At 48.0% G+C, this 17,546-nt stretch carries 20 protein-coding genes; 4 read left to right on the forward strand and 16 right to left on the reverse strand.

The genetic code is table 11. The annotated features are described in order from the left end of the window. Positions 1 to 148: 148 nt before the first annotated feature. Positions 149 to 346, forward strand: a complete 198-nt coding sequence (locus ACR2PX_RS15085; protein WP_434000179.1) for a hypothetical protein — start codon at positions 149 to 151, stop codon at positions 344 to 346. Between the two features lie 112 nt (positions 347 to 458). Here ACR2PX_RS15085 and ACR2PX_RS15090 read toward each other — a convergent pair whose 3' ends face one another. The 15 genes from ACR2PX_RS15090 to ACR2PX_RS15160 all read right to left on the reverse strand — a co-directional run bounded on the left by ACR2PX_RS15090 (position 459) and on the right by ACR2PX_RS15160 (position 13,779). After that, positions 459 to 2,192, reverse strand: a complete 1,734-nt coding sequence (locus ACR2PX_RS15090; protein ID WP_434000180.1) for a hypothetical protein — start codon at positions 2,190 to 2,192, stop codon at positions 459 to 461. A 259-nt stretch (positions 2,193 to 2,451) separates the two neighbouring features. Further along, on the reverse strand, positions 2,452 to 2,796 hold the full coding sequence (locus ACR2PX_RS15095) for a PilZ domain-containing protein (RefSeq protein WP_434000181.1): 345 nt from the start codon (positions 2,794 to 2,796) through the stop codon (positions 2,452 to 2,454). Positions 2,797 to 2,975: 179 nt separating this feature from the next. After that, a complete protein-coding gene (locus tag ACR2PX_RS15100; protein ID WP_434000182.1) occupies positions 2,976 to 3,965 on the reverse strand; it encodes a DNA polymerase III subunit delta' in 990 nt (329 codons plus the stop codon). Continuing rightward, on the reverse strand, positions 3,965 to 4,606 hold the full coding sequence (gene tmk, locus ACR2PX_RS15105; RefSeq protein ID WP_434000183.1) for a dTMP kinase: 642 nt from the start codon (positions 4,604 to 4,606) through the stop codon (positions 3,965 to 3,967). The genes ACR2PX_RS15100 and tmk overlap by 1 nt, the downstream gene beginning before the upstream one ends. Continuing rightward, on the reverse strand, positions 4,606 to 5,652 hold the full coding sequence (mltG, locus tag ACR2PX_RS15110; protein ID WP_434000184.1) for an endolytic transglycosylase MltG: 1,047 nt from the start codon (positions 5,650 to 5,652) through the stop codon (positions 4,606 to 4,608). Before mltG ends, tmk begins: the two co-directional genes overlap by 1 nt. Next, the gene (pabC, locus tag ACR2PX_RS15115) at positions 5,645 to 6,478 is read right to left on the reverse strand and encodes an aminodeoxychorismate lyase (RefSeq protein ID WP_434000185.1); all 834 of its coding nucleotides are present in this window, start codon (positions 6,476 to 6,478) and stop codon (positions 5,645 to 5,647) included. Before pabC ends, mltG begins: the two co-directional genes overlap by 8 nt. Positions 6,479 to 6,671: 193 nt before the next feature. Then, the gene (fabF, locus tag ACR2PX_RS15120) at positions 6,672 to 7,925 is read right to left on the reverse strand and encodes a beta-ketoacyl-ACP synthase II (protein WP_434000186.1); all 1,254 of its coding nucleotides are present in this window, start codon (positions 7,923 to 7,925) and stop codon (positions 6,672 to 6,674) included. Positions 7,926 to 7,970: 45 nt separating this feature from the next. Continuing rightward, positions 7,971 to 8,513 (reverse strand): hypothetical protein, encoded by a 543-nt coding sequence (locus ACR2PX_RS15125; protein ID WP_434000187.1) that lies wholly within the window; start codon positions 8,511 to 8,513, stop codon positions 7,971 to 7,973. 95 nt (positions 8,514 to 8,608) lie between these two features. Beyond that, entirely contained in the window at positions 8,609 to 9,100 is a 492-nt protein-coding gene (locus ACR2PX_RS15130) for an AHH domain-containing protein (RefSeq protein ID WP_434000188.1), read from the reverse strand. A 129-nt stretch (positions 9,101 to 9,229) separates the two neighbouring features. Next, positions 9,230 to 9,463: an acyl carrier protein gene (gene acpP / locus ACR2PX_RS15135; protein ID WP_034842413.1), complete on the reverse strand. Its 234-nt coding sequence runs from the start codon at positions 9,461 to 9,463 to the stop codon at positions 9,230 to 9,232. A gap of 363 nt (positions 9,464 to 9,826) precedes the next feature. Then, complete coding sequence (fabG, locus tag ACR2PX_RS15140; protein WP_434000189.1) at positions 9,827 to 10,573, reverse strand: 3-oxoacyl-ACP reductase FabG; 747 nt, start codon at positions 10,571 to 10,573, stop codon at positions 9,827 to 9,829. A 168-nt stretch (positions 10,574 to 10,741) separates the two neighbouring features. After that, positions 10,742 to 11,689: an ACP S-malonyltransferase gene (gene fabD, locus ACR2PX_RS15145; RefSeq protein WP_434000190.1), complete on the reverse strand. Its 948-nt coding sequence runs from the start codon at positions 11,687 to 11,689 to the stop codon at positions 10,742 to 10,744. Positions 11,690 to 11,914: 225 nt separating this feature from the next. Next, positions 11,915 to 12,961: a phosphate acyltransferase PlsX gene (gene plsX, locus ACR2PX_RS15150; protein WP_434000191.1), complete on the reverse strand. Its 1,047-nt coding sequence runs from the start codon at positions 12,959 to 12,961 to the stop codon at positions 11,915 to 11,917. 71 nt (positions 12,962 to 13,032) lie between these two features. After that, positions 13,033 to 13,212, reverse strand: a complete 180-nt coding sequence (gene rpmF / locus ACR2PX_RS15155) for a 50S ribosomal protein L32 (protein WP_434000192.1) — start codon at positions 13,210 to 13,212, stop codon at positions 13,033 to 13,035. A gap of 3 nt (positions 13,213 to 13,215) precedes the next feature. After that, the gene (locus ACR2PX_RS15160; RefSeq protein ID WP_434000193.1) at positions 13,216 to 13,779 is read right to left on the reverse strand and encodes a YceD family protein; all 564 of its coding nucleotides are present in this window, start codon (positions 13,777 to 13,779) and stop codon (positions 13,216 to 13,218) included. 275 nt (positions 13,780 to 14,054) lie between these two features. On the opposite strand from ACR2PX_RS15160, the gene ACR2PX_RS15165 reads away from it, so the two are divergent. Then, entirely contained in the window at positions 14,055 to 14,639 is a 585-nt protein-coding gene (locus ACR2PX_RS15165) for a Maf family protein (RefSeq protein ID WP_434000194.1), read from the forward strand. Between the two features lie 100 nt (positions 14,640 to 14,739). Beyond that, entirely contained in the window at positions 14,740 to 14,856 is a 117-nt protein-coding gene (gene ccoM / locus ACR2PX_RS15170; protein WP_434000195.1) for a cytochrome c oxidase subunit CcoM, read from the forward strand. Between the two features lie 20 nt (positions 14,857 to 14,876). Here ccoM and ACR2PX_RS15175 read toward each other — a convergent pair whose 3' ends face one another. Beyond that, positions 14,877 to 15,800, reverse strand: coding sequence for a LysR family transcriptional regulator (locus ACR2PX_RS15175; RefSeq protein WP_434000196.1), 924 nt, complete (start codon positions 15,798 to 15,800; stop codon positions 14,877 to 14,879). Between the two features lie 495 nt (positions 15,801 to 16,295). Between ACR2PX_RS15175 and ACR2PX_RS15180 the strand changes: the two genes are divergently transcribed. Continuing rightward, positions 16,296 to 17,378, forward strand: coding sequence for a porin (locus tag ACR2PX_RS15180; protein WP_434000197.1), 1,083 nt, complete (start codon positions 16,296 to 16,298; stop codon positions 17,376 to 17,378). Positions 17,379 to 17,546 lie beyond the last annotated feature (168 nt).

Genomic DNA, 17,546 nt, shown 5'->3' on the forward strand with positions numbered 1-17,546 from the left:
TCGATGAATTCGATTAAATAGGTCAACTATTCTCACGAATCCATCGAAGCTGTCTAGAACGCTCAAGACTGTCGACTCGTTCTACTGAAATTTATGCTCGAAAGCATAAGTCCGACAGGCTCCTAGAGAGATCGAGATCAGGAGGCAGATGGAGTTGCAATTCCAGCAAAAAACGAAGGAAAAGGAGTCTGGATATCAGCAAGAACTGACACAACAAAGAACCCAAATGGAAGCTCAGTTCTTGAGCGAGCAACAGACGAAAGACTCAAGAATCAAAGAACTAATAAAGAAAAACAAAGTATTACAGGGGCTTGTTTTACAGCCAATGCCATCCACCAGCTCCTGAACCTGATCATTACCAGACAAAATTGTCAGACTGACTTCATTGAAATGGGAGAACAGCCTTAAGAATCCATATAGAGCGGCTGGATCTCCCATCTCACATAAGAAGAACACCATCAATTCAGGGCAGCCACCGCAAAAATGACAGCAAAAACGACTCCGACCACACTGCCAACCAGACCACTACCACTATTTGGGTCCGCCGATTCCAGATTTACTACAATCCCTGGTTCAGTAGCAGGTTCTATTTGTGTTTGAGTACTGGCAAACTGACTGCCCGGAGGACAGGACGCCCTGCCCGCAAAGCCAACAGCTCCTTCAGCACCATACGCCAGGTAACCCGAGCACAGTTCACCGGCAGACATCTCTTCCTGGTTACCCATATTCTGTACACCCTGCACTTTCAGGCGATCATCACAGAAATTCAGAGCCACATACCAACTTCCTTTGACAACAGATTGCTGGAAGTTGACGAGGTTATCCCAGCCGTAATAGGCACAACTGCTGGATTGATCTCCTGGCTGCGGGCAAAATTCAGCCCCCGTGGCAGGCAGACTTTCCATATTGGCAAAAGCTTCAAGACTGACAGGCTCACTGCAACCCGACATGGACCCCTTGATGACATTGAGTTCCGCTGAGCAAAGATTCAATGAAATACCTGTACGGGCAATCACCTGCTCAGTATTCTCAACAGTGATTTTCCCGCCGTACTTGCCAAAAATGTTAGCGCCTAAAGCCATTCCCTGATAAAGACGTGAATCGGTTATGGTGACTTCTGGCACCCCGGTGCCTAACCACCAATTCATATGTATTGTGGACCGGTAGTCGAACCAATCCCATCCCCAATCGTAATCGTCGCCGTTATCCTTCAAACGGATCAGACTGCTGTTATTGATCACCCCCCTTGAGCGATCCAGAAAAAGCAGAACCGGGTTGTTACTGCTCCAGTCATGAGCATCTACCTGCACACTTTCCAGATTCAGCTTCATTCCATCATTAATAACCAGAGCCGGATGCTCCCTGGAGGGGAATGTACTATCAGTGATTTTAATCACAGCCTGATCGGCTACCGGTATTGCCTTATCATCTGGCACTGAAGCGGGTGGCTTGGTGCAAATACCCAAGGTAACCCGATTCAACTCCAACTGGCTGGACAAGGTATAGGTTTGGGGAATCCCCCCTTCAAGCAAGATCAAGACCCTGTGATCAGGCTTGGCCTGAGAATCATGATGCCGCTTTGCCCTTACAGTTTTTGGCTCAGGCGGCCATTTTTTCATACTGACCAGTTTTTGTATTCTTGCAGGCTGGTCTTGTTCCGCCTGACGTTTTTTCCGCTGCTCATCGGATTCGGTTGGTGGAGCTGTAGGCGTGGATGAGGGTATCACTGACGTAGAGGAGTGGTCATTTTCAATCAGTGATGAGCTTGATACCCCTCCGGATTGTGTTTGACTTACCACAGAACTCCCCACACTCTCGGAACTCGATACTGAGTACGTTCCGGTTGAGGATGGAAACAGGGTAGAAGCAGAGATAGCCGTTGACGTATAAATCGACGATGAAAGATCACTGGACACTGTGCTTGATTCGGATGCAACCGATGAACTTTCAGGTGAAGCCGACGTTGTCACTGCAGATAGATCAGCAATGATATCTTTAATCACTACCGACAGATCCTGCCCTTTCTCAACATAGAAAAAATGATCGTATTGACCTGGATGGCACTGAGTAAAGGGTATTGCCTGACTACGCTGGTACTCTGTATAGCCATCTGTATGAGTGGCTCTGCCTTCGAGAGCCAGGAAAGGTGCAATCAAGGTGACTGCACCCAATAGAACTTTCTTTGAAATCATCTTACTGACCCGCCTCTTCTTCGGGAGGGCCACCCTAAAGCATGAAGTCAAGTTCATGTATTAGACTAAAGAATCAAGATTGATTTCACATAACTGTACGACTGCTTAGTCGTATAGTTGTTTTAAAATCAGGGCAGACGATTACTTGATCATCATCACCCTAACCACTTACCACTTACCACTTACCACTTACCACTTACCACTTACCACTTACCACTTACCACTTACCACTTACCACTTACCACTTACCACTTACCACTTACATAGTGCTGGTTTCGCGATCTGATTTGAGCGCGCCAGCCAGATAAGTTTCTATTTTGGTTCTGACTGTATCCGTCGGGTCTGTGAATTGAACGCCAATTCCCGCCATGCGGGCAGAACCCTGGGGAGTGATCCAAACGACCTTGCCAGGAACCGGTAATTTATCCGCTTCATCCATCAGAGTCAGACGAATAAATACCTCATCCCCTAACGAGTATCGCTTCGAAGTTGGGATGAACAATCCGCCACCTGCTACAAAAGGCATGTAGGATGAATAAAGAGAAGAAGAGTCTTTGATCGTCAGAGACAAAATGCCTGACATGCCACCCTTTCCACGGTTCATTATTCTTCTCCTGTCATTTTCATTCTTCTGATTTATCCGGCTTTTCAAAAGCCATTAATCTTCTTTTTTACAGTTTAACCTGTTCCCCGTGCTGTTGTCAGATTCAATCACAGGCCAGATGCCTGACCGAGAAAGCCTAAAACAGGAAAGCAAAGAAATACCGGAAATACGGTATTTCTTTATAAGATCAGTTCAAGGCTCCGGGAGAAAGCCCCTTCCATCAACATCTGGGGATTCAGATTCCCCCCTTCCAGCAGCGACTGTCTTTGTGACATCAACCAGTCTCTTTCCTTCAGAAGGCCTCTGGCATCACTTTTGCGGGCCAGATATTCCAGCATTTTCAGCTGATCCCGGTTTCGAAGCACAGCAGAGTCCGCATTCAACCCCAGTTTAATGGCATCATCCAGCCAGCCAATGATCCAGCTCAGTGTCAGTGCCAGATCCGCCGACTGCCAGGTTTTTGCCAGCTCGACCGGTGTCACTTTCCCCTTGAACAGCCCTTTCAGACCATCTGCCAGGGCTTCTCTTTTTTCCAGTAAACCCTGCTCTGCAAAACGTTTGGCTTCCAGTGGAGAATTAGCGGTCAGATCCAACAACTGGGCAATAACTGCCGGATCATCCATTTGAGATGACAACCACTGCTCAGCCACATCCCTACCGGGGGTTGAAAAGTTCAATTGCTGGCAACGACTGCGAATCGTGGGCAACATATCACCGGAACGGGCACTGACCAGAAAGAAAACAGTATCTTCTCCTGGCTCTTCAAGGCATTTAAGCAGGGCATTGGCGGAATTGACGTTCATGGCTTCTGCAGGGCTCAGGATAATAACCCTTCGCCCTCCCTGCTGAGCTGTTTTGTGCGCAAACTCATTCAACTTTCGAATACTGTCAATTCGAATAGGCCGACCCGGATCATCCGGCTCCAGCAGAGTAAAGTCGGGGTGAGTTCCTGCCTTTAGCAGCTCACACTCTTTACAGTGACCACAGGCTCCGGAAGCCTGTGGGTTCATGCACAATAAATAGGCAGAAAGCGCTTTGGCAAACTGGAGCTTACCCGTGCCCGGCAACCCTTTTAACAGATAGGCATGAGCCAGATTACCCGACCGCTGACAGTGAACCATTTGTTCCCACTGCGATGTCTGCCAGGGAAATATGCTCCAGTCTTTCATTAACGCCCTCCCAGTCTTCTTTCGAGCACCGCCAGCAATTGCTGCTGAACGGCTTCAAGAGATTGTCCGGCGTCAATAACCTCAAACTGTTCCGGAAACTGCTTTGCCCTTTCCAGGTAGGCATTGCGCACCCGGATAAAAAAGTCCATTTTTTCCTGTTCTATACGGTCCAGCTTTCCACCCCGTCCCTTGGCTCTGGCCATGCCAACTTCCGGATCAACATCCATCAGAATCGTCATATCCGGACGAAGCGTTCCCTGCACCAGATTTTCCAGTGTTTCAACAGGGTAGGTATTCAGACCACGACCACCGCCCTGATAGGCATAAGTGGCATCGGTAAAACGATCACAAAGCACAATTTTACCGGCTTCCAGCCCGGGCAGAACATTATGAAAAAGATTCTGTGAGCGTGCGGCAAACATCATCAACAGTTCCGTGATATCGGACAACGGTTCACCATGATGTCCCAACAGCAGAGCGCGAAGTTCTTCTGCCACCCGGGTACCGCCCGGTTCACGGGTTTCAGTAAAGGCCAGTTGACGATCCGACATCCAGTATTTAATGAAATCGACCGCCGTCGTTTTACCCGCGCCTTCTCCACCTTCAATTGTCAGGAAAAAACCGGATGAGGCATTAGCCATTATTGAGTCTCCACAGTCGAGCGGTAGTCTTCCCGACGCTGTTCAATCTGATACTTTCTGACAGCACGATTATGCTCTGCCAGTGATTTTGAAAAATAATGCGTACCATTACCCTTTGCAACAAAGTACAAAGTCTTGCCATCTTCCGGGTGCAGAGCCGCATGAATGGCTTCCCGCCCCGCTAATGCAATGGGTGAAGGCGGAAGCCCTCTTATGACGTAAGTATTGTATGGAGTGGGTTCCCGGAGCATTCGACGACTGATGTTTCCTTTATAACGCTCACCCAGACCATAAATAATCGTTGGGTCGGTTTGCAGTCTCATACCTTTTTGCAGACGCCTGACAAACACCCCTGCAATTTCGCCTCGTTCGTAGCTGACCCCTGTCTCTTTCTCTACCAGAGAAGCCATAATCAGAGCTTCATAGGCATTTTTATAAGGCAGATCTTTGGAGCGCTTTGACCACTCCTCATCCAACACGGAACTCATACGTTTGTAAGCTCTTCTGAGTATCGATTCAACACTCGCATCCGCCTGAAAGAAATAAGTGTCGGGGTAAAACAGCCCCTCTGGTATCCCTTCTATCTTCAGGCTTTGATAAAGCGCCTGCAAAGCCTCATCATCCAGTGGCGAAGACAGCTTTTCGTGCTGATTCAGAACAGTCATGACTTCTTTCAGGGTGTGACCTTCAACCAGCGTCACATTGTAATAACGCACCTGACCGGAGGTGAAAATCTCCAGCAGTTCACGATGCGTAATCCCGGCCGGAATCAGGTAATCTCCAGCATGAATCCCACCTGCCACCTTCTCGATTCTGGCCAGAACCACAAAAACTTCCGGATATTGAAGCCAGCCTAACTGAGCCAGACTGTCAGCCACCCGAGTCATGGACTCTCCCTGAGATATGGTAAATTCCAGGCTATCGGCGTTATCAGGTGCTATCACGGGCTGATTGCCATACCAGTCCAGCGCCTTCCACGATACAACGGCTACCAGCAGTCCGGCGATAAACAGGCCAACCACTGCAAATAACAATTTTTTAAGCATTCAAAACTTCCTGAACTCTATCCCTGACTGTACAGGTCACATTACCTACTGACCAGTCCAGACTGCCGCAGGCAATCACTGGCCAAACACCGTTAACACTGTTACAGACAAAAACTTCATCTGCCCCGGCAAGACCTTCAAGGTAGTAGTCACCTGTTTCTACCTGAAACCCCCAATTCCGGGCTTGCTCCAGAATTAATTCCCTGCAAACTCCCTTGACCCCGGCTCTTCGAAGACAGGGAGTAAACAAAGTTTTACCCGATACCAGAAATAAATTACTCATAGTACCTTCGACGAGTCGGTCATCCATGCCCAGTAGCAATCCTTCCAGGCATGTAGTTCCCTGCCATTCCGAGCGGGCCATGACATTCTCAAGTCGATTAAGATGCTTAAGTCCGGCAAAAGCATTATCACCGATTCTGATTTTACATTCATGCAGCCTCACGCCATTGATATCAGGGGCATTCTGATAAACCGGCAAAGGATGGAACGAAAGAACCCGGCTGGGGTTATCGCACCCCGCAGGGTTATAACCCCGACCACCAGAACCGCGTGTCAAAATGGCCTTGAGCACCCCTTCTTGCCGCGTCTGCCCTTGCAAAAAATCACACACCTCTTGCCTGAAGCCTTCCAGATCAAAAGCAATATTCAGTGCAGTAGCCCCGGTACAGAGTCTTTTACAATGGAGATCGAACAGAGTGGGAGTACCTGCCTGCACACGAATGGTTTCGAAAAGACCATCCCCGTAAGCCAGCCCTCTGTCACTGATTGACACTTCAGAAGTGGGTGCCCCGTTGACCCAGCTGACAGAATTGCAATTATCCAAAACGTTCCTCATGAGTCGGTACAGACACGGCTTTTATCCACTCATCTCTTGGAGTCCGACCGAGAATAGACAGCCCGGCCTAAAGCCCAGATCAGTCGATTACATAGCAGCTATAACAATTTGGCAGTATCGGAGTCTGGCCCGGACATTCAACCTAGAGAGTAATGGGCTGGCTCACCAGCCCGAAGAGCCTCTAATCAAGCTTCGAAAAAGCCAGAGTCACATTCGTCCCGCCAAACCCGAATGAGTTGGTCAACACATGTTCCATCTCAATCTGTCTGGCCTTGCCTGGCACATAATCCAGATCACAGCCTTCATCAGGATTGTCCAGATTAATCGTCGGAGGTGCCATATTGTCCAGCAGAGACTTAACTGCAAACACCGCCTCCAGCGACCCAGCCGCTCCCAACAAATGACCGGTCATAGACTTGGTAGAGCTGACAGCAACATTTTTTGCGGCGTCGCCAAACACGGTATGAATGGCTCGGGTTTCAGCCAAATCACCGGCCAGTGTCGATGTACCGTGAGCATTAATATAAGACACCTGATCGACTTTCAGTCCTGCATCATCCAACGCAGACTGCATAGCTCTGGCAGCTCCTCGCCCATCTTCAGGCGGTGATGTCATATGGTAAGCATCACCACTCATGCCCACACCACTGAGCTCTGCATAAATAGTGGCGCCACGTCGTACAGCATGTTCATATTCTTCCAGCACCATCACACCGGCACCGTCCCCTAGCACAAACCCATCCCGATCCTTATCCCAGGGTCGACTGGCTGCTTCAGGCTGATCATTTCGCGTGGATAAAGCTCTTGCCGCAGCAAAACCGGTCATACCCAGTGCGGAAGAAGCTTTCTCAGCGCCTCCAGCCACCATGACATCGGCATCACCGTAAGCAATGGTTCGGGCAGCCAGGGCTAATGCATGGCTGCCTGTGGCACAGGCTGTAGACGTTGCAAAGTTAGGCCCTTGCAGGTTGTAGTGCATTGACAGCCAGCCGGCAGCCATATTGATAATGGCAGCGGGTATAAAGAAGGGGGATATACGACGTGGACCAGATTTATGAAGCGTATCATGGCTCTGCTCAATAGACGTGATGCCACCAATACCAGAACCGATAACAACACCATAGCGACCGACGTTGTCACCCTTTAGCAAGTCACTGCCATCCAGTCCGGCATCTTTCATTGCCTCTATGGAAGCCGCCAGCGCATACTGGATAAAAACATCCATTTTCCGAGCATCTTTAGGATTGAAGTATTGACCGGCTTCAAACCCCTTCACTGTACCGCAAATACTGACACTGAACTTATCGGTATCCAGATGATCAATCGTATGAATACCACTGCGACCTGCCAGTACCGATTGCCAGCTCTGATCTACCCCCAGCCCTACCGGAGACAAAGCACCCAGCCCTGTTACTACTACCCTTCTATGCGACAAAACAATTCACTCCTGCATCAATCGCGCTAAGCCACACTTCTAACGTTATGAAGCCAACTTGACTGGTGTAAAGGTTAAACCTGTCAAACCATTCTTTATTACCAGCTCAAAAAATTCATCACTTGCATATAGAGAGCTGTGCCTATCAGAAATTTGAAACAACTTTATCCCATTCAGCTTGGCCTGATTAAGAACAGGTGACAATAGTCGCCCTCTCTCACCACGACGATTTATTCTCCAGCCAGATTGCTCCACATTAAGACAATCCACGATCACAGTTGGGTTAAATGCTAAAAACAGCTTTCCATCAACTGGCAATTCAAGCAGCTCGCCAAATTCAGACAAGATTGTGCCTGTTATACCAACAGCTTTATTACTGAAAGCGAAGAACCCCGGATTAATGCGAGCAATGTCAGGAATACTCTCACCAGAGTGTTCTTTCTCAGTCCACCGCATAGCAGGAGCCAACCAGGAAGAAAGCTTTAACTGACCATTAACCCATAAGTAGCTACCGTCGTAATCCCTATCATCAACAGGAACCAACATTTGATATTTATCTACATCAAAAGTGAGTTCGTAAATTTTCATGAACCGCTCCTTATTGGATATGTGCCATCTTCCAGCTCTTCACCAATTTCACATAATATGTCGATGCAAGACTGCCGACTGTGAGCTTCCGACAACTAGTCAACCACATTTAGATAATAAACTTTAGTATGTACTTGCTTGTGCGGATATGCATTTGGAAGGGATTTCACAGGCCTTTTTGACGACGATGGAAGTGCCACACCATTAGCTTCGTGATTGATGGAAATACCCCAGCGTCGTAGAATCGCTCGTGCAGCCTGAGCATAATCCTTTGCCCATGATCGGTTTTCGCTTGCTGGAACTATATGATAAGCATCAGTACCTTTAGGAAGAGATCGACCTGCATTGATCATATTCTCCCTTAGTATCTGTGAATTTTTCTTCTTAATATTTCGAGACAGCTCATTTACGTTTATTGGCTGCTCACCAATTCCTTGCAGCTTAGAATGATATTGCCGATGAGTATTAGAAACCACTTCCGTCAACAACTCATTCTTATTCTTGGGTAATTTAACACCTTGCTGTTCAAGTTCTTCCAAACCACGCATAAACTCATGGCTTGAGACTGACTCATAATCTTTACTCATAACCCATCCATGTAAACTGAATATCACTCAGCAAGTTTATTTAGTCCATAAAAATCCAAAAAAGCCGCACGCATTTTACTGCGTACGGCTTTTTCAGGATACAGCTATTCGCATGCAGCCTGGACAGAATCAGGAATGAGCAACAACGTAGTCGATTGCTTCCTGAACTGTGGTGATTTTTTCAGCTTCTTCGTCTGGAATCTCAGTTTCAAACTCTTCTTCCAGAGCCATCACCAGCTCAACAGTGTCCAGAGAGTCCGCGCCGAGATCCTCTACGAAAGACGCACTGTTGGTGACTTCCTCTGCTTTTACGCCAAGCTGTTCGCAAACGATCTTTTTGACGCGCTCTTCAATGGTACTCATACCTGGTTGTGCTCCTATCGATATTCGGGTGCAGAAGGGCGATTTTAAACCCGCCCTCACCGCGGTCAATTACTATATATAAACGCTTGCGGTAATTTCAAGGACAGGCCGACGATATTACCGCAAATTTCATCTTTATCAGAGGGGTTTTGATGCTAATCAAGTGCAAATAATCTTGAAAGCCCTCTGATCACGTGGCTTGAAGCCTCTCTGACTGATGATTTCGAACATGAGTTTCACTCGAGTGAGTCAGTTTTTTCGATGGGCTTATGCAAATAGTTTACCTGTTTAAGCAAACTCATCGAAACATCTGGTCACTCTCGCTGAAATTCAAGCCGAAACCGTCTTGAGTCAGACAAGCTCTTAGCCCATGTACATCCCACCATTCACATGAATGGTTTCTCCGGTAATGTAACCTGCTACATCACTAGCGAGGAAAGCCACAACACCAGAAATTTCTTCAGGCTGCCCCAGTCGAGCCATTGGCACCTGGGACGTCAAAAAGGTTCTGTGCTCTTCAGGCAGATCACGGGTCATATCCGTATCAATAAAACCTGGAGCAACCGTATTCACAGAAATCTGACGAGAGCCAATCTCTCTGGCCAGAGAACGACTAAAGCCCTCTACCCCAGCCTTGGCTGCCGCATAGTTCGACTGCCCCTGGTTGCCCATGGAGCCTACAACCGAACTGATGTTAATAATGCGCCCCCAGCGAGCTTTGGTCATGCCTCTCAACACCGCTTTGCTCATTCTGTAAATAGAGCTCAGATTAGTATTGACGACATCGTCCCACTCATCATCCTTCATTCTCATCAGGATGTTGTCTCGGGTGATGCCCGCATTATTGACCAAAATCTGTGGTGCGCCAAATTCGGATACTACTGCTTTGACTACTTCAGTACAGCTCTCTCCCTGAGAGACATCCAGCACCATACCACAGCCTTTTATACCTTCAGCCTGCAGCATCTCAGTAATTTTTGCTGCTCCCGGCTCGGAAGTAGCAGTACCCACTACAACAGCGCCCTGCCTGCCCAGATCAATGGCAATAGCCTTGCCAATTCCACGGCTGGCGCCAGTAACCAGAGCTACCTTGCCTTCAAGGTTCGACATAGTTCTATCCTGTTGTTCTACCGCGAAATAACTTTCGTCTGTTACAGACCCAAAGTTGTCTCAGCGCTTATGGCTATTTATCACAGACGCGCTCTATCTGATGCGCCCTGCCAGTCAACTGAAATTCAGACCTGACAAGCGATCGACTGTGCACTTCTGAAAATCGACTTAAGACTGACCCAGCAAGTCTTCAAAAGAAGACACAGATTCAAGCGTTGCTACAGGCGACCTGCGAACTATCCGCTTGTTAAGGCCTGCCAGTACTTTTCCTGCACCGCACTCCGCGAACCGGGTGACACCTGCAGTATTCAAGTGCTGAATCGTCTCTACCCAGCGCACCGGACTATAAAGCTGCTTCACCAGATTTTCACGAATCTTTTCTGGCTCTGAACAGGGCTCTGCAGTAACATTCTGAATCACAGCAATAACCGGTTGATTCAACTCTATTGAGTCCAGCTCTACAGCCAGTTTCTCTGCAGCTGGCTTCATCAGCGCACAATGAGAAGGAACACTCACAGGCAAAGGTATAGCCTTTCTGGCACCGGCTTCTTTAGCCAGCTCAACCGCACGAGCAACCGCTTCTTTTTCACCTGCAATAACCACCTGACCAGGAGAGTTGAAGTTAACCGCTTCAACCACTCCACCCTGAGCAGCATCAAGACAAACTGAAACCACCTGCTGATCTTCAAGACCCAGAATGGCAGCCATGGCTCCCGTCCTGGCCGGAACAGCCTCCTGCATAAAGAGACCACGCTGACGAACGACCCGGACAGCATCAGTAAACTTCATAGCACCGGAGCAAACCAGTGCCGAGTATTCACCCAGACTGTGACCCGCCATATAAGCAGGCTGCTCACCACCCTTTTCAAGCCAGAGGCGCCAAAGTGCCACACTGGCCGTCAGCAGTGCCGGCTGGGTGTTCTCAGTTTTATTGAGTTCTTCCGCAGGCCCTTCACTGACAAGCTTAAGCAGGTCAAACCCGAGTGCTTCAGCAGCTTCAGTAAATGTCTGGACGACTGTCTGTTGTCCATGAGAGGGGTGATCGATATGGTCAGCAAGCATGCCCACCGACTGGGATCCCTGCCCCGGAAAAACAAACGCAAGTAAATCCGTCATTGCTTTGGGTCTAGTCCTGATATAGCTAAATCATTGAAAGAAGTGCACCTTTTACGGTTATTCACTTCTCCCGGAAAAAAAACTCAGGCAATTATAGAAAAAGTCGAACCTCAGGTTGGTAAATTTATGTTTCCAACTGAAACAGCCATGAGTACTGTGATAAAAGCACCCTTACCGACAGATTCAATTTCTATACATAATCGCGCTGCAGCACCCGCTTTTTGACTACAGCAACCTTTCTTCCACTTCTCGTGCAATTCTGGCAGGTACGTCATTATGAGCTTCATTCACTGCCTGACCAATCGCACGATAGAAACCTTTTTCATCAGCTCCACCGTGACTTTTGATGACAATCCCCTGCAACCCCAACAAACTGGCACCATTATGCAAAACGGGATCAATCTTGCGATTGAACTCTCTCAGCAAAGGTGAAATCAAAAAATAAAGAAACCGGTTGAACAGTGAGCGTTGAAAGATAGTCTTCAGACCATCACGTATCAGGTTGGCTACACCTTCTCCGGTTTTAAGTGCGACATTTCCGACAAAACCGTCGCAGACTATCACGTCAGCACGACCGCTGAAAATATCATGCCCCTCAATAAAGCCGATGTAATCCAGCCCCTTCTGCACCTCAAGTTTTTCCTGTAGAAGGTGATGAGCCAGTCTCACTTGCTCATTCCCCTTCATTTCTTCAGTACCAATGTTCAATAAGCCGACTTTTGGCGACTCAACACCATAGACTGAAGAAGCCAGCTGGGCTCCCATAATGGCAAACTGATAGAGATGCATTGAAGTACAATCAACATTCGCCCCTATATCCATTAACAGGGCACTGCCATTTTTGGTAGGAACACTGGCCGCTATAGCCGGACGATCTATGCCTGCAAAGGTTTTGAGTACATAGCGCCCCATTGCCATGAGTGCGCCGGTATTACCCGCACTGACACAGGCTTGCGCCTCCCCCCTGGCAACCAGCTCAAGCACTTTCCACATGGAGGAATCTTTTTTTCCCCTCAGTGCCAAAGAAGGCTTGTCATGCATGGTAACCGTTTTGTCGGCATGAACCAGAGTAAAGCGCGACCGGTCGGAGTAATCGATATCGGCAAGATAATCTTCGATAAGCTGTCGATTACCGACAAGCAGAAGGTGGAGAGACTTGAAATGCTCGAGCGCCCTGACAGCCGCCCGGATACGAGAACGGGGACTATCGTCCCCGCTCATCACATCAAGAGCAACCGTCAATTTTGAATCTACGCTTGCACCTGATGCCATTTTATTCCTGATCCCTGGAAGCCAGCGATACAATCACTGAATACATCCTTTGGCCCAACCGGCTAAAAGACTTAGTCTTCGCTGGTTTCAACCACTTTCTTGCCACGGTAAAAACCTTCGGCAGAAACGTGGTGACGACGATGGGTTTCGCCGGAAGCTGCTTCTACAGACAGCTGAGCAGATGTCAGGCTATCGTGTGAACGGCGCATGTTACGCCTGGAACGGGTTTTACGGTTTTGCTGAACAGCCATGTGTCAACTCTCCTGGATCGTAGTATCTGTTTTCAATTTGGCCAGAACGCTGAAAGGGTTACTGTTCTTGCGTTCTTTTTCTGCCTCAACGGCAGCTGCCTGAGCCTCTTTTTCAGACTCAGTAGTATAATGCTGCTGAGCTGAACAGTCTTCAGGCGGATGATAGGCCACCAGCGGAAGTGCCAGAATCAGCTCTTCCTCGAGAATAGGCAATAATTCTACCGGTTCATCAGCGAACATTAATGGTTCGAAGCTTTCCGGCAGGGCTTTGGCCTGCTCGTCGGTCAACACCCCCATTAAATGGAGATCTGTTCGCACCGGCAGTCTGGCCACATCCAGACAGCGCTGGCAGATCATGCTTAATTCCGCTTCAACATGCCCTTCCAGCACAACCCGGTTATCTTCGCTCAATGAAAAGCCAAGAACGACCTGTACTTCGCCTTTGTCATCAACCAGACTGTCTACCAGTCGGCTGAATTGACTCAGCGCCAGCGAACCTTGAAACTGCCTACCTTGACGCGCAAGTTTACGCGGATCGAAGGTTTTGGGTAATTGTCCGATAGCCATGAGCTCACGGGTTGGTTGTCATAAGCGCGCCATAATAGGGCCAAGAAAAGTCCCTGTCAAAGGATTTAGCCGCTTTAAACTGCTTAACTTTCAGTCATTCAGCTGGCAACCTTCAGACCAGCAATAACAATATGTAATTTCCACTTACGACCCACCCTGCTCTGACTTTTCTCGCAGAAGGCCCTATTCATCGGGGCAACTCCCCTTACTGCTTGATATCACAGCGAAAAAGCTTTATTGAAGAACACTGACTCAATCTACTCAGTTCAGACTTTATGAAAATCATCCTGGCCTCAAGCTCTCCCTACCGCCAATCATTGTTAAAGCGGCTTAACCTGCCCTTTGATTGCCACTCCCCCAATATTGATGAAACACCGCTAAGGGGAGAGTCTGCACCAATGCTCACGGAGCGACTCTCCAGAGAAAAAGCGCTCACACTCCAAACTGAATACCCCAAACATCTGATTATCGCTTCAGACCAGGCTGCACAACTCAACAACACTATTCTTGGAAAGCCTGGAACAGAGCAGAATGCCATCGAACAATTAATGAAATGCAGCGGCAAATCAGTGACCTTTTATACCGGACTCTGCCTGCTCAACACTCAAACGAACCACTGCCAGATGGATACCGTCCCCTATACCGTTCACTTCAGAACACTGAGCAGAATGGCAGTAGAAAACTATATAAAGGAAGAAATGCCTCTGGATTGTGCAGGCAGTTTTAAATGTGAGGGACTGGGTATCAGTCTGTTTTCCCGAATGGAAGGCGAGGATCCCAATAGCTTGATTGGATTACCGTTAATACGGCTGACCAGCATGCTGATAAAAGAGGGCATCAATCCTCTGCTAAAAAGATAGTTAACAGATTAACCAAATCACCATAAATTGATCCAGATCAATACCCGGACCTGTGACCCACTTTATTCTGGAGAAAACAAAAAACCCAGGAGCGTCATTTATGTACATGGATACGGTTGTTATCGCAGGATTACTGGCAGTCGCAGGCACAATCATTTTTGGTTGTGCGGTGGTAGGCTTCATTATTAATGATAATCGCAAAAACCAGGGCAAATAGCCCTGGTTTCCCAAATACAGTCATCCTTTATGTTGTCTGAAGAATTCCTGCAATCTGCCTATAAGAAAACCCCTCATCCACTGATGCGCCTGATTAAACTGCCAGTGTTCAGGCCAAACCAACTCAAACTTCAACGAAGGGGAGTCGGACAAAGTCGGCAAAAGAACATAATCCTCAAACAGATCCATCGCCAGATACTCCACATTAGTCACTATGGTAAAAGCATCGTTGGATCGAATCGCTTTCAGTGCAGCATGAAGGCTTGGCAGTTTCAGCCAGGGATTACTCAAAAAGCCATATTGCTCACGCAACCCATTGATATAGGGGCTCGCAGCAATAACTGCCTGGGTAATGACAAAGGGATACTGATCCATTTCAGTCAGATCCAGCGTTTCCCGCCCACTCATGGGGTGACCCTTTCGCATCAGAACATTAAACGACGCGGTCGTGATCACCTCCTTGCAGAGGCTCTCGGTCGTATCTGGCAAGGTAACAATAACCCCAAAATCCAGCTCACCGGACTCCATGGAATAAATCGTCCCCTCATCAGGAAGCGACACAGTACAACTGATACCCGGTGCAATCTGCTTGAGATCAATCAGGGCCTGAATCAGAAAATGATCAAGAATGACCGAACCTGAACCGATTCGGAAATGGTGTTCGCTGGTCACAGGATCAAAGTGCTGGTTTTCAAACAGCGTTTCAGAATCCGCCATTAATTTAGAAACCAGTGGCTGAACCTGTCGCGCCTTTTCAGAAAGGAAAATATGATTCCCTTCTCTGACCAGAATGGGATCATTTAACGCTTCTCGTAACTGTGACAGAGTCCTGCTCATAGTGGATTGTGTCACATGCATCTGATCTGCTGCGCGGGTTACACTGCCGGTATCCAGAATGGCCTGTAAAGCCGGCAGCAAACTCATTTTCAGTCGATTACTGGCCATGAGTACAACTCTCTCTGTTAGACATAGAATGCCCATAGCGTAAATAAGCTGCCCAGACTACTCATTACAAGCTCTAAAACAAACTGTTTTTACGCTCTATGAAAGCACTTTGTATTTGCCTCTTTTTGACAAAGAAGAGAAAACAAAACCCTTTCAACGCGCTGATTAACCTGCCAACGCTTTAGAAACACACACCCATAAAAAGAAAAAAGCCGGCATCAATGACTCTGAATTGATGCCGGCAAACACACACAACACATGAACCGGAGTAAGCGATTCATGCCGAGAAGATTACCCAACCCAACCTTGCTGAACCAGTGAAAGAAATCGCTCAGCCCATTGAACAGGCCGATAAGTAATTTACACGTTAACCATTCACTTAACACATTCACGACTTCGATTATCCCATTGATGCTTTCGACGTGACCCCTTAGTACCAACTACATAACAATCTCGGCTCAACATTTAACACACAGTCAGTTGGGAAATAAAATCGTGCACAAGAAGATTCTGGCCGTAGCAGTAGCCACAGCAGTGGCAGGTCCAGCAATGGCATTGGACGTATTTGACGACGGTACAAACAGCCTGAGCATTGGTGGTCGTATTGGTGTAGTAGCCAAGAACAAGGATGGCGACAACACTTTAAACAACGACAGCGCTCGTATTAACTTTAAATTTGCGCACAAATTTGACAATGGTTGGACTGGTCAAGGTGTTGCGGAGTGGGGATTCCGCGCCAAAGACGAGTACACCGACGTAAAAGATGCTGATGGCAAAGTAGTCGGCTCTGAAAAGCAAGACACCTTCTTTAACCGTCTGGGCTATGTTGGCCTGAGCCACGAAGAAATGGGTGCTTTCGCTGCCGGTAAAAACTGGAGTGTCACTTATGACGTTTCCGGCTGGACCGACATGTATGCCATCGGCGGTGGTAACGCCCTGGGCATTTACGAAGGTCGTAACGGTGGTGATTTCGATGGTTCTGCCCGTGCCGATGACGTCATCCAGTACCGCAACAGCTTTGGCGGCCTGAACATTGGTGTTCAGTATCAGACACAAGACAACTCAGTTGCAGATGCCCAGCGTGATTCCGGATACGGCATTTCTGCCAGCTATGATCTGGCCATGGGTCTCTCTCTGGGTGCCACTTACTCTGAAACTGAATACGAAGAAACAGCCAAGTATGCAGGTCAGGACAAATCCAAGTCGGCCACTGCCGGTCTGAAGTTTGAAAACGAAAGCCTGTACCTGGCAGCTATGTACGGCGAGTTCAACAACAAAACTGAACTGGGCGACAAACTGAACGCCAAGTCCAAAGGTGTTGAACTGTACGGCCGAATGGCTCTGGACAATGTTCTGCAGGGCTTCTCCCTTCAGGCAGGTTACAACGAGCTGAAAGACGACAGCAAAGCAACCGCTGATCAAACCAAAGCGACCTTCAAAGAAACCATGATTGGTACCATCTATGAGACTGGCCCAATGCAGTTCGCTGTTGAATACGCTAAAGACGACAGCAAGAACGCTGAAGGCAAGAAGGACGGTGACAACACCCTGTCTCTGCAGGCTCGTTACTACTTCTAATCATCTATTTTCAAAGCATGAAAAAGGCCGGCTTTTTAGCCCAATGCTGTTCACTTAAGCGGTGCAGCATTGCGATTAACTGGATACCGGGTTTTAGACATCTTTACAATCCGGGGCCTACCTGGCCTCGGCTTTCTCACTAAAAACAAGCTACTAATACCACTTCTT

The sequence above is a fragment of the Endozoicomonas sp. genome (assembly GCF_051008435.1).
GTDB lineage: Bacteria > Pseudomonadota > Gammaproteobacteria > Pseudomonadales > Endozoicomonadaceae > Endozoicomonas_A.